The organism is Paracoccus versutus, from assembly GCF_029909795.1.
Classification (GTDB): domain Bacteria; phylum Pseudomonadota; class Alphaproteobacteria; order Rhodobacterales; family Rhodobacteraceae; genus Paracoccus; species Paracoccus versutus.
The window spans coordinates 510,692-523,137 of sequence record NZ_CP038196.1 but is presented as its reverse complement, the minus strand read 5'-3'; the positions used below and the strand labels follow the sequence as shown (position 1 = coordinate 523,137).

At 65.1% G+C, this 12,446-nt stretch carries 7 protein-coding genes and 5 pseudogenes; 5 read left to right on the top strand and 7 right to left on the bottom strand.

Annotated elements, in window-relative coordinates; all coding sequences use genetic code 11:
• Nucleotides 1–9: 9 nt before the first annotated feature.
• The 3 genes and pseudogenes from E3U25_RS02495 to E3U25_RS02490 all read left to right on the top strand — a co-directional run.
• Nucleotides 10–810 (top strand): annotated as a pseudogene (locus E3U25_RS02495) (aldehyde dehydrogenase family protein); the annotation flags it as partial.
• Nucleotides 811–821: 11 nt separating this feature from the next.
• Nucleotides 822–989, top strand: a pseudogene (locus E3U25_RS24970) (aldehyde dehydrogenase family protein); the annotation flags it as partial.
• Nucleotides 965–1,564: an aldehyde dehydrogenase family protein gene (locus E3U25_RS02490; protein WP_116221291.1), complete on the top strand. Its 600-nt coding sequence runs from the start codon at nucleotides 965–967 to the stop codon at nucleotides 1,562–1,564. The pseudogene E3U25_RS24970 and the gene E3U25_RS02490, both read left to right, overlap by 25 nt.
• A 1,155-nt stretch (nucleotides 1,565–2,719) precedes the next feature.
• Here the strand turns inward: E3U25_RS02490 and kynA are convergent.
• Nucleotides 2,720–3,550 (bottom strand): tryptophan 2,3-dioxygenase, encoded by an 831-nt coding sequence (kynA, locus tag E3U25_RS02485; RefSeq protein WP_116221292.1) that lies wholly within the window; start codon nucleotides 3,548–3,550, stop codon nucleotides 2,720–2,722.
• A 237-nt stretch (nucleotides 3,551–3,787) separates the two neighbouring features.
• A pseudogene (locus E3U25_RS02480) lies at nucleotides 3,788–4,429 on the bottom strand (kynureninase); the annotation flags it as partial.
• A 398-nt stretch (nucleotides 4,430–4,827) separates the two neighbouring features.
• Between E3U25_RS02480 and E3U25_RS02475 the strand changes: the two are divergent.
• Both E3U25_RS02475 and E3U25_RS02470 read left to right on the top strand, forming a co-directional pair.
• A pseudogene (locus E3U25_RS02475) lies at nucleotides 4,828–5,100 on the top strand (IS3 family transposase); the annotation flags it as partial.
• Nucleotides 5,101–5,225: 125 nt separating this feature from the next.
• A pseudogene (locus E3U25_RS02470) lies at nucleotides 5,226–5,510 on the top strand (ceramidase domain-containing protein); the annotation flags it as partial.
• A 451-nt stretch (nucleotides 5,511–5,961) separates the two neighbouring features.
• Here E3U25_RS02470 and aldA read toward each other — a convergent pair.
• Genes aldA through E3U25_RS02445 form a run of 5 tightly spaced genes read right to left on the bottom strand, consistent with a single transcriptional unit; the run spans nucleotide 5,962 to nucleotide 12,432 of the window.
• Complete coding sequence (gene aldA, locus E3U25_RS02465; protein ID WP_116221726.1) at nucleotides 5,962–7,428, bottom strand: aldehyde dehydrogenase; 1,467 nt, start codon at nucleotides 7,426–7,428, stop codon at nucleotides 5,962–5,964.
• 32 nt (nucleotides 7,429–7,460) lie between these two features.
• Nucleotides 7,461–8,789, bottom strand: coding sequence for an NAD(P)/FAD-dependent oxidoreductase (locus E3U25_RS02460; protein ID WP_244294994.1), 1,329 nt, complete (start codon nucleotides 8,787–8,789; stop codon nucleotides 7,461–7,463).
• Nucleotides 8,790–8,825: 36 nt separating this feature from the next.
• Nucleotides 8,826–10,679, bottom strand: a complete 1,854-nt coding sequence (locus E3U25_RS02455; RefSeq protein WP_244294996.1) for an ABC transporter ATP-binding protein — start codon at nucleotides 10,677–10,679, stop codon at nucleotides 8,826–8,828.
• Nucleotides 10,676–11,488 (bottom strand): ABC transporter permease, encoded by an 813-nt coding sequence (locus E3U25_RS02450; protein ID WP_036752903.1) that lies wholly within the window; start codon nucleotides 11,486–11,488, stop codon nucleotides 10,676–10,678. Before E3U25_RS02450 ends, E3U25_RS02455 begins: the two co-directional genes overlap by 4 nt.
• Nucleotides 11,485–12,432, bottom strand: a complete 948-nt coding sequence (locus E3U25_RS02445) for an ABC transporter permease (RefSeq protein ID WP_036752900.1) — start codon at nucleotides 12,430–12,432, stop codon at nucleotides 11,485–11,487. The genes E3U25_RS02450 and E3U25_RS02445 overlap by 4 nt, the downstream gene beginning before the upstream one ends.
• Nucleotides 12,433–12,446 lie beyond the last annotated feature (14 nt).

Here is a 12,446-nt window from a genome sequence, read left to right as displayed (position 1 = left end):
GTTACAGGGTTGCGGCCAGTAAACCCGGCCGCCGGGCCGGGATACAGCGCGGCGATTTTGCCCGCCCGGCCTTTTCCTTTGGATATCCGCCCCAAGCGCCGCCGGGCCATTCCCCGAAAGCTCCGCCCCGCGCATGTTCAGGCGAAACCAGCCTTTACGAGACCCCGGAGTTCCCATGACCCACAGCATCGACTCCGCAATCCCCGCAGCGGCAAGGTGGATTACCAGATCACGCCGCTGGACCCGCCCGCCCTGACCACCCACACCGAAGCCCTGCACGCCGGACAGGCCAAATGGCTGGAGATCGGCCTTGACGGCCGCATCCGCGCGATGGAGGCGCTGTGCGACGCGGTGGACCGCCATTACCAGCCGATCCTGGACCTGCTTTGCGCCGATACCGGGCGGCATGAATGGTCCGTGAACGAAATCGAGGGGCTGAAGGGCATCACCCGCATGCGTTGCGCCACCGCCGCCGAGGCAATGGCCGAGGCGACCGGCAACTCCTCGGACCCGGCCCTACGCTTCCAGCAGCAATATGTGCCCTATCAGCTGGTCGGCATCATCTCGCCCTGGAACTATCCGCTGATCCTGGCGATGATCGACGCGATCTGCGCGCTGCTGGCGGGCTCCGCCGTCGCGATCAAGCCCAGCGAGGGGACGCCGCGCTTCATCGCCCCCTTCCGCAAGGCCATCGCCGAGGTCGAACACCTGCGCGACGTGCTGGACGTGTTCGAGGGCGGGGCCGAGACCGGCGGCTGGCTCGTGGACCTGACCGACACGCTAGTCTTCACCGGCTCGGTCCCGACCGGGCGCAAGGTAAGGTGCAGGCACGCGCCGCCAGCCAGTTCAAGACCGCCTTCCTGGAACTGGGCGGCAGCGACCCGGTGGTTGTGCTGGACAGCGCCGATGCCGACATGGCGGCGGAAATCATCACCCGCGGCGCGACGGAAAACTCGGGCCGGCTTTGCTGCGCGATCGAGCGAGGCTACCACGGCATCCTCGACCAGGTGACCAAACGCACGGTCGCGCGGATGCAGGCGCTTGGCATGAGCATGCAGGACATCAAGCAGGGAGACTTGGCCCGGTGATCTTCGCCCGCCAGGCCGAGATCCCGCGCGCCCAGCTTGACAACGCCGTCGCCAAGGGCGCGCGCATCCCGACCGGGGGCCGCATCATCGACCACGAAAGCGGGCTGTGGTGCGAACCGACCGTGCTGGCCGACGTCACGCAGGACATGGCGGTGATGCGCGACGAGACCTTCGGCCCCATCGTGCCGATCATGAGCTTCGATACCGTGGACGAGGCCGTGCAACTGGCCAACGACACCGAATTCGGCCTGCCGGCGGCGATCATCGGCGACGAGGATGCCGCCATCGCGGTCGGCCAGCGCATCAATGCCGGCGGCATGTGGATCAACGATTTCGACACGATGAGGGGCGTCGGCGCGCGTGCCGAAAAGACCGCCTTCGGCTCGTCGGGCCTTGGCGGCAGCCGTTACGGCCATGGCGGCTTCCTGCGCTTCCTGTGCAAGAAGGCCATCGTGGTGCGCGGCGCGGCGGCGTGACGGAAAGGGGCGCTTCTGGCCGCACTCGCCAGCCATTGGCCCATCCCCTAGACTGGCGGCCTGGAATCACCGCCAGTCTAGAGACCCCCCGCCATGTCATCCCGCCCTCCGGGAATCAGCATCGTGATTCATCCCGATACCAAGGGGCTGTTCCGCGCCGCCCTTGTCGGGCCGGGCAGCGCGATACGCACGGCCCTCGAGATCATCGCCCAAAGCCCCGGCAACCATCTGCGCCGGATCGACAGTCGCTGGAACATCGCCTTCACCCGTGTCGATCTGCCCCCCGACGAGGGCACCGGCTGCTGGAAGCTGATCTCGATCGGCGACGAGATCTACATGATCGTCACCGATTGCGATTATGTCTCGACCCGCTTCGAGAAGGTCCCCTCGGAAGGGCTGGTCGAGTTCCATTTCCTGCTGGAAGGCTCGGTCGAACTGGCCATGCCCCGCCCCGAGGAACCCGGCCTGACCGCCTCGACCATCATGGCCTGCCACCAGGCGCCGGGGGTCAGCTACGACGTCTGCTGCCTGCCGGGGCGCTTCCGCATGATCAGCCTCTATGTCCGGCCCGAACTGTTGGCCGACAGCTTCGGCTTCGGCGCGCAGCCCGGCAGCCGGGCAGAGCGGCTGATGCGCCCGGCGGCGGGCGCGATGGCACTGGTCGAGGCCGCGACCACGGTCAAGATCGTCACCGCCCTGCGCGACGTCTTCGCGCTGGAATTCAACAGCCAGCGCGACCTGATGATGGTGGTGGCGCGCATCTTCGAACTGCTGTCGCTGACCACGGCGGCGCTGGAGGCCGATCCCGTGGACAGCAACAGCGGGATCGCCTTCACCGAGCGCAGACTGGCCATGTTCGCCCGCGCGCAAGAGATCCTGTCCGACGATGCCGGCGGGCGGCTAACCATCGCCGACCTGGCGCGCGAGCTTGGCACCAACTCGACCAAGATGCTGGCCGATCCCGACATCCCCATCGCCCCCATCGCGCATATGGTGGGCTACGACCACCAGGCCAGCCTCACCACCGCCTTCAAGACCCATTTCGGCCTGCCCCCAAAGAGGCGCGCAAGCTGGCCGCGCCTTCCGGCATCGGCGCCGATACGCAGGCTTGAGATAGGGGCTGGCCCCGGCGCGAAATCAGGCCGGGGGCCGGGTTCACAGCTCGGTGCGCACGCGCCACAGTTCGGGAAACAGTTCCACCTCCAGCATCCGCTTGAGATAAGAGATTCCCGCCGTGCCCCCGGTGCCGCGCTTGAAGCCGATCACGCGCTCGACCGTAGTGACGTGGTTGAAGCGCCAGCGGCGGAAGTAATCCTCGAAATCGACCAATTTTTCGGCGACTTCATAGGCTTCCCAGTATTTTGACGGATTGCGATAGATGGCGGCCCAGACCGCCATGACACCTTCGTTGAATGTCCATGCCTGCCACAGGTCCCGGTTTAGAACCTCTTCGGGGATTGGTAGCCCGGCACGCGCCAGACGCCGCAGCACCTCGTCATAAAGCGAGGGGCGGGCCAGTTCGGCCTTAAGCTTTTCCAGCAAGTCCGGTCGATGTTCATGCGGTTTCAGCATCGCGAGGTTGCGGTTGCCGACAGCATATTCGATCAGCCGGTATTGCCACGACTGGAAGCCCGAGGACTGCCCCAGATCGTCGCGGAACTCGGTATATTCCGAGGGGGTCATGGTGCGCAGTATGTCCCATGCGTTGTTCAACTGCTCGAAGATGCGCGAGACGCGCGACAGCATCTTCAGCGCCTCGGGCGCGCGGTCGGCGGCGATCATGTCCCGCGCGCCGTTCACCTCATACAGCGCCAGTTTCATCCACAATTCGGAGGTCTGGTGCTGGATGATGAACAGCATCTCGTCATGGGCGGTCGAAAGCGGCTTCTGCGCGGTCAGGATCTGGTCGATTTGCAGATAGTCGCCATAGGACATGCGCTGGCGGAAATCCATCTGCGCGCCGTCCCTGGAAGGATCGTAACTCATGTTCGCTCTCTCTTTTCGCTGAAATGGATGCTCAGGGAAAAGTGACTCGCTGGTCCAGAATGGCACATTGCCCGATCCGCCGCCACAGCGCGATCCAGCCCGAGGGGCGGCAGACGCAGGGAAGGATGCGCGCGCGGATCATGTCACCCGCGCCCGCGCCTTGAATTCGGGCCGGTCCCAGCGGCGTTCCTCCATGATCCGCGCCAGGATATCGACCGCGCGGTTGACATCGTCATGGCTGAGATACAGCGGCGTGAAGCCGACGGCGAAATCTGCGCCTTCGGCCGCGACGTGAAGCGGCAGTGCGCCCGCCGAATGGGACAGGTTCCAGATCGCCAGCGCGCCCTTTTCATGCGCGCGCGCCGTCAGCGCCTTCATGTCGTGGCGCCGCCCGGTGCGGCAATCGACCTCGGTGATCAGGATCGCGGCGACGGTTTCGCCGATGGCGTCCAGCACGGCCTCGGGATCGGCGATGCGCAGCTCGTAGCCCTGGCCCAGCGTCCTGACCAGCCCCTGCGCGATATAGAGGTCAGAGGGGAAGTTGCCGTTGTCCGAGAGAACCACGCGGCGGCAGGGGTTCATCTCGAAGGCCGAGGCCAGCGCCTGATAGACCTTGATCCACAGCGTGTCGCCCATCACCACGCTGCCGGGTTCAGCCCCAATCAGCCCGGCGATGCGGTCGCCCACGCGACGGGGCTGCTCCATCCAGCCGGCCTCGTTCCAGCCCCGGATCAGCATTCCGCCCCATTCCTCGCCGACGACGCGGCCCATCCGTTCCTTCACCGCAAGCGGCAGCGGCCCCAAAGAGTTGCTGTCCAGATAGATCACCCCTTCGGGCAGGTCGAACATCGCCCGTGTGAGGGAAAAATCGGTGGTCATGAGTCGCTATCCTGCTGCATGGGTCGATGCGTGACGCCTCCGGAGCGGTTGCCCGGAGGGCCCCCTGATCAGCCCGCGCTGTCCCTCGTTCCGGGTCGATCCTACGAAGAAACCGCGTGGCACCGCAACATCGCGGACACGCCCCGCGCTGGTTCTTTTAATGAATGTCGCCGGATCTTTTCAGATTTTGGGCAGCCCGCCGATACGGCTCGAACACGGCTTGGACGGCATCTCCCGTTTATTCTGCCCATGTCGGGCAGATTGTCACGGGACATTACTGCTGGCGCGCATTTTTCGGCCGACGCTTGCAGGTTGAGCGTGCCGACCGATGCAAATCCGGACAGTTCGTCCATGTCGAGGGTCTCTCCGGGATCTTCTCGTTCGTAACCGCGTGGGTGGTTGATCCGACTGTCAGTTCCGGCATGGACCTCGACTCGCCGCGTGCATCGCTCGCAGCCCTGGCCGAGACGATCAACGGCCTGTTCAAGGCCGAGGTCATCCATCGGCGCGAACCATGGCGCGGCTTCGAAGCGGCGGAATACGCCACGCTCGAATGGGTTGACTGGTTCAACAACCGCCTTCTGCTGGAGCCGATCGGGAACATCCCGCCCGCCGAAGCCGAGGCCAACTTCTACGCCGCGCTGGAAATTGAACCCTTGGCCGCGCAATAAAGCAAGTCAGCCTCTGGCAAGCACGGGCCGTTTTAGGGTGAACTGGCCTCCATTTCGGCCGGACAGTTGGGCGCTGCGCCCCGCACAGCTGGATCCTGACCTGTGTCCAGAAGGATTCCGATGACCTGGCTTGCCCTGTGGAGGCTTATTGCGAACGGACCGGCCCGGACGACTGGGCCGAGCCGATCAACGCGATGACGAACCTCGCCTTCCTGATCGCCGCCCTTGTTCTCTGGCCGCGGCTGCGCGGGCCAGAGATGGCGATGGGTCGGGCGCTGGCGGCGGTGCTGTTCGTGATCGGCGTCGGATCGCGGCTGTTCCACACCCATGCGAGCCAGCTGACCGGGTTGATGGACGTGCTGCCGATCCTTGGCTTCATCCTGCTCTATGTCTTCGCCGCCACCCGCGACTATTGGGCAGAGCCCCGGACAGCGCAGGAAGCGGACGGACTCGCGTCCTTGCTGAACTGCGAAAGCGGGAGCCCGCCGGTGTCACATGGACAGTCGGCGACAATACCCACGCGATTGCTCCCCGAAGCCATGCCGTAACCTCTAGGCCCGCACATAGTCCCCGGGCTGGATGGGTTCGGTTGTGTGTTGGTTGCGGGGGCTGGCAGCACCTGCTGCCATAAGATCTGTTCTCCCCTGTTCCATCGCAACACCGAGGATGCCGATCGACACGCCGCTTAGCTCCGCATAAACCTCCCCGCATTTCTCGCCGGACGCGACGTCCACCTCACCGATGGGGGTGCATAGCGCCTTGGCGAAGCGCACGATATCATGGCTGCAGTTGCCCGCCGATATTCGGATGAACATCCGGCACATCGGCGAGCGTCTCGGCCACGGCAGCAAGCGAGCCGGCTTATCCTTTGATATAGACGGTATGGGTCACGGTAAACTCATACAATCCATGCTTGCCGTCCGCCCCGCCGATGCCGGATTTGCGACGGCCGGCGTGGAAGCCCTGCATTGCCTCGAAATTCTCACGGTTGATATAAGTCTCGCCAAACTTCAACTCGCGCGCCGCTTTCATCGCGGCATTCAGATCGCGGGTATAGATGGACGAGGTCAGGCCATATTCGCTGTCATTGGCCAATGCGATGGCTTCGTCGAGACTGTCGACCGGTTGAACCGGCAGAACTGGACCAAAGGTCTCGCGGCGCATGATGTCCATTTCGGCATTCACCCCGGTAATCAACGTCGGCTCGTAATGGAACCCCTCGGGCAGGTCGGCGAGCTTGCCGCCTGTTACCACGGTCGCCCCCTGCTCGCATGCCCGGTCGACGGCGCCCGCCACCTTGTCCAGACCGGCCCGATTGATCAGAGGGCCCATGTCCAGATCATCCGTGACCGAAGGATCGCCATAGCGCGTTTCCTGAAACAAGGCCGCGAGCTTCTCGACCAGCGCATCGTGGACGGACCGTTCGACATAGACCCGCTCGGCACAATTGCAGACTTGCCCGGTGTTGATCACGCGCGAGGCATGAATCGCCTGCGCGGCCAGGTCGAGATCGGCGTCCTTCAGCACGATGGCCGGAGCCTTGCCGCCCAGTTCCAGATTGACCTTGGTCAGGTTTCGGCCCGCCGCCTGCATGATATGCGCACCCGTGCCGACGCTGCCGGTAAAGGTGATCAGGTCGATGCCGGGATGGGTCACCAATGCCTCGCCGGTTGTCGCGCCACGGCCGCCGATCAGGTTGAAAACCCCCTTCGGCAAGTCCGTTTCCGCCAGCAGTTCGGCGAATAGATAAGCGTTCAGCGGGGTTTCCTCGCTGGGTTTGATGACGATGGTATTGCCGGTCACCAGTGCCGGCGCCATCTTGCGCGCGATCAGGAAGAACGGAAAGTTCCAGGGCAGTATGCCCGCGACCACGCCGATGGGCTTGCGCAACAGCAACATGGTTTCATTCGGGCGATCGCTGGTCAGCACCTCACCCTCGATCCGGCGGGCCCATTCGGCCATGTAGTCGATGTAATTGGCGGTGAAATCGACCTCGACCTGGGCCAGGCCGCGCACTTTGCCCTGCTCCTTGACGATGACGTCGGCAAGCTCCAGGCGATGCTCGCGCAGCTTGGCCGAGACCTGGCGCAGATACCCCGCGCGCTCGATGGCGGGCAGCCTTTCCCAGCCGGCCTGCGCATGGCGGGCGGCCTTCACGGCAGCATCGACCTGGTCCGGCCCCGTGTCGGGGATTCGGCCCAGAAGCCTGCCGTTGGCGGGGTTCAGCACCTCGATTACTCCGGTGCCGCTCTCCACGAACGCGCCGTCGATATAGTTGCGGTAGTCCTGCGGCTCACCCTGGAAAGCCTTGGCGGGAATGCGGGTCATATCGGGTTCCTCCTCCGAAGTCATGAAACGGGTCAGGTAGCCGTCGCGCCATAGCGCGGGCGCAGGCGGCTGATGTCGAAAACCTTGGCATCGACGCGGGTAGGCTCGCCGGTGATCAGGTCGGCCATCAACTGGCCCGCACCGGGGCCGATGCCGAAGCCGTGTCCCGAAAAGCCCGAGGCGACGTGCAGGCCGGGGACGGTATGGACGGGGCTGATGACGGGGATCGCGTCCGGCGTCGCGTCCATGACGCCCGCCCATTCGCGGCGGACGCGGGCACTCGCGAAGCGCGGAAAGGCACGGCCGAGATTCTTCAGCGCCTTGCGGGTAAAGCCGGGCACGGCAGGCGGGTCCATGACCCGGCAAGCCTCGAACGGGGTAGCCTCATCCGCTCGCCAGGATCGCCGGATCAGCGCTTCCTGCAGGAAGATCCCGTTCAGGCGCAGGCTCAACTCGCGCCAGGTGGTCAGGAAGGTCGGGAAGAACTCGGTCAGCAGCCGGAAATGATCCGGCGTCAGGGGGGCAAGGTTCTTGTTCCTGACCGCCACGGTGAACCCGCCATCCAGCCGCTTGCGATAGGCAAAGTCCCCTGCCCCGACCGGCATGTCCGTCAGCCCTTCGACCCCGTCTACGCAGGCCACCGGGCCGATCACCTTCAGTTGCGGAAAATCCAGCCCCATGTTGCCAAGGAACAGCCGCGACCAGATCCCCCCGGCGACGACCGCCACCTGGCAACGGATCGTGCCGCGTTCGGTCACCACGGCGCTGACCCGCCCGGCCGAGGTCTCGACCGTCCGCACCGCGCAGCCGGTCAGGATATGGGCGCCCTTTTCGCGCGCGGCCTCGGCGATGGCGGGAACTGCGATCCACGGTTCGGCCCGCCCGTCCGAGGCAGTATGCAGCACGCCCAGGATACCGCCATTGTTGCCCGGCAGCTTTTCGGCGATCTCGGCCTGCGACAGCATCCGCGCGTCCAGCCCGTGGCGGCGGCCGATCTCTTCCCAGGCCAGCCAGCCTTTCAGGTCGCGGCGGTTATAGGACAGGTAGCTGATGCCGGTGCGGCGCCAGCCGGTGTCGCGCCCGATGCGTTCGTTCATCTGCGACCACATCTCGACCGAATGCATACACAGGGGCAATTCGCGTTCATCCCGGCCCATCTGCCGCGTCCAGCCCCAGTTGCGGCTGGACTGTTCACCCGCGATCACGCCCTTTTCGCAAAGCGCGACCGAGATCCCGCGTTCGGCCAGTTCCAACGCGGTGGTGACTCCGATGATGCCCCCGCCGACGATCACCACATCGACCGCAGCAGGAAGGGTATCGTCACCTGGAAAGGGGGCGACGGGAATGGAAAGCATGGACATGGATGTTGGCTCGCATCGTCAGAATGGGGACTGGCGTCATTGCCAGTCTTCCCCGGAGTCCAGGACAAAATGATCGTCCGAGATTTCAAGATAGCGCCGGACGGGGCGACGATAGTCCGGCGGGCGGACGGGGCTGCGCAGTTCGGTGACTACAGCTGCACCGCGCTGGTGACGCCGGGCCGGATCGGGCACCGGAACCGCGCCCAGCAACCGCCGCGTATAGGGATGGCGCGGATTCTCGAAAATGGCCGCGCGCGGGCCGATCTCGACGATCTCGCCCAGATACATCACCGCGATCCGGTGGCTGATGCGTTCGACCACCGCCATGTCATGGCTGATGAACACGAAGCCCAAGCCCATTTCCTGTTGCAGGTCCATCATCAGGTTGACGACCTGCGTCTTCATCGTCACATCCAGCGCCGAAACCGCCTCATCGGCCACGATGACCTTGGGCTTCATCACCAGGGCCCGCGCGACGCAGATGCGCTGACGCTGGCCTCCCGAGAATTCATGCGGATAGCGCCCGGCCATTTCCGGCTGCAACCCGACGCGGGTCAGCAGCGATGCGGCAATCTCGCGTTGCTCGGTCGCGCTCGCCTTGCCGTGGATGCGCAACGGCTCGGTTATCGCCTCTCCGATGCGCAGGCGGGGGTTCAGGCTGGCATAAGGATCCTGGAAGATCATCTGGATGTCATGGGCGCGTTCGACCGCCGGGATGGCGCCCAGCTCGCGCCCGGCCAGCACGACCCGGCCTTCGTCGCGGTCGTGCAGCCCGGTGATCAGCTTGCCGGTGGTCGATTTCCCGCAACCGGATTCGCCGACGATGGACAGCGTCTCTCCCTGTCGCAGGGTAAAGCTGACGCCTTCGACCGCATGAACGCGGGCGATGGTGCGCTTCAGAATCTTGCTCTGGATGGCAAAGCGCTTGGAAAGGTCGCTGACCTGCAACAGATAGGGCGGCCCCTCGCGCAGCGTGTTGGAACGACGCTCGGGCTCACGCAGTTTGCCGCTGGCGATGTCAAAGACCGGATAGGGCGTCGGCACCGCATTGCCGGTCATCGAGCCCAGACGGGGCACGGCAGAAAGCAGCGCACTGGTATAAGCCTTGGCAGGGTGGCGGAAAATCTGCTCGGTCGTGCCGGATTCGATTACGTCGCCGTGATACATGACCAACGTGCGGTCCGAGACCTCGGCCACGACGCCCATGTCATGGGTGATGAAGATCACTCCCATGCCGCTTTCGGCCTGCAGCTCCTTGATCAGGTCCAGGACCTGCGCCTGGATCGTCACGTCCAGTGCCGTCGTCGGTTCATCGGCGATCAGCAGATCGGGCTGGCAAGCCAGGGCGGCCGCGATCATGACCCGCTGCCTCATGCCGCCGGAAAACTGGTGCGGGAAATCGTCGTAGCGGCTTTTGGCCGAGGGAATGCGCACGCGATCCATCATCGCCAGCGCCTCGGCGCGGGCCTCGGCCTTGCCGATACGACGATGCGTCAGGATCGATTCCGCGATCTGCGCGCCGATGGTCATCACCGGGTTCAACGAGGTCATCGGCTCCTGGAAGATCATCGAGATCCGGTCGCCCCGGATGCGCTCCATCTGGCGTTCGTCCAATTGCAGCAGGTCGATGCCCCGGAACAGCGCCTGCCCCGAGATGCGCGAATTGTCGCGCGGCAGCAGCTGCATCAGCGCCATCGAGGTGACGCTTTTGCCCGAGCCGGATTCACCGACGATGGCCAGCGTCTCGCCCCCGCTGACCGAGAAGCCGACATCGCGGACAACATCGTTCCATTGGCCGCCGCGGCGAAAGCCCACGGTCAGGCCCTGGACCTGCAGCAGCGGATGTTCTGCGGATTGCGTCACCGTCATGTTCTCCCGATTGCGGCTCATGCGCCCGATTCCCGTCTGGGATCGAAGAGCTGCCGCAGGTGGTCGCAAAAGGCGTTCAGGACCAGCACCAGCACGATCAGCGACAGGCAGGGCGCCAGCAGCAGCCATGGTTCCTGCGCGAAGGTCGAGCGTGCGGTGCCGATCATCATGCCCAGGGACGGCTGTGGCGGCAGCACGCCAAGGCCCAGGAACGACAGGCCGGATTCCAGGATCACCGACATCACCACGACGAAGCTGAACTGCACGAACAGCGGTCCGACGATATTGGGCAGGATCGTGCGAAAGATGATGCGGGTCGCCGATGCACCCATCAGGCGCGTGGCGTCGACGTAATCCTGCCCGCGCACGGTCATCACGCTGGCATGGGCCACGCGGGTGAAGCTGGGCACGAAGACCAGCGCCAGCACCGGCACCAGCGTGGACGGGCCGGCACCGTAAAGCGTCGCGGCCAGCATCGCCAGCAGCAGCGGCGGAAAGCACAGGATCACATCCATCACGCGCATCGACAGCGCCTCGGAAAAGCCGCGGACATACCCCGCGACCACGCCGACCGAGACACCGATCACCGCCGAGATCATCGCCGCGCCTCCCGATATCAGGATGGCCGAGCGCAGCGCGTGGACCAGCCGCGACAGCAGGTCGCGCCCGTACTCGTCCTGTCCCAGCGGATGCGCTGCCGAGGGTCCGCCAAACCGCGCCGCCACATCCATGGCCAGAGGATCGGCCAGAGGCAGCAGCGGCCCGATAAAGGCTATGGCCAGGATCAGCGCCAGCAGGATGCCCGATGGGCTTTGGAAAGCCTGTTTCATTTGCGCACCCTCGGGTCGGTGATGCCGTAGATGATGTCGACCAGCAGGTTCAGCCCGATATAGAAGGCCGAGACGACGACCAGCACGCCAGTGACCACCGGGTAGTCGCGCGCGTTCACGCCCGCGACCAGCATTCCCGACAGGCCGGGCCAGTTGAACACGGTCTCGACCAGCACCGTGCCGGCCAGGAGGCCGCCCAGTTGCAGCGCGAACACGGTGATGACCGGCATCAGCGCATTGCGCAGGGCATGGCGGATGATCACCCGGCGGGCGGGAACCCCCTTGGCCCGCGCCGTGCGGATGAAATCCAGCGGCAGCACGTCCAGCATCGATGCCCTGGTGATGCGGAAGACGATGGCGGACAGGCCGATGGCGATGGTCGCGGCCGGCAGGACCAGCAGTTGCAGATGCTTGCCCGGATCGCGCGAAAACGGCACGAAGCCTCCCGCCGGCAGCCAGCCCAGGACCTGGGCGAACAGCACCACAAGCAGCGTGCCCAGCACGAAGACCGGCACCGACTGCGCCGTCCCTGCCACCACCGCCGCACCCCGCGAGAAGCGGCCCCTGGGGCGCAGCGCCGACAGCACCCCCGCCGGAATGCCGATCAGGAGGCTGAGGATGCCCGCCGCCGCGATCAGTTCCAGCGTGCGCGGCAGGCGGCGCATCACCTCCTGGCCGACCGAGCTGCCATCGACCATCGAGGCGCCCAGATCGCCTCTCAGAATCCCCATGACGTTGTGGGAATACTGCTCGGGCAGCGGGCGATCGAGGCCGAGCTGCTCGCGCAGCATCTGCACCATCAGGGGATCGGGCGAACCGCCGTCCTGCGCCAGCAGCAGTTCGGCCGGATCGCCCGGCACGAAATGGATGGACAGGAAGACCAAGGAAACAACCACCCAAAGCATGACGAGGCTTTGGGCCAATCGTCGGACAAACCACCCCATCAGGTCGCCTTTCG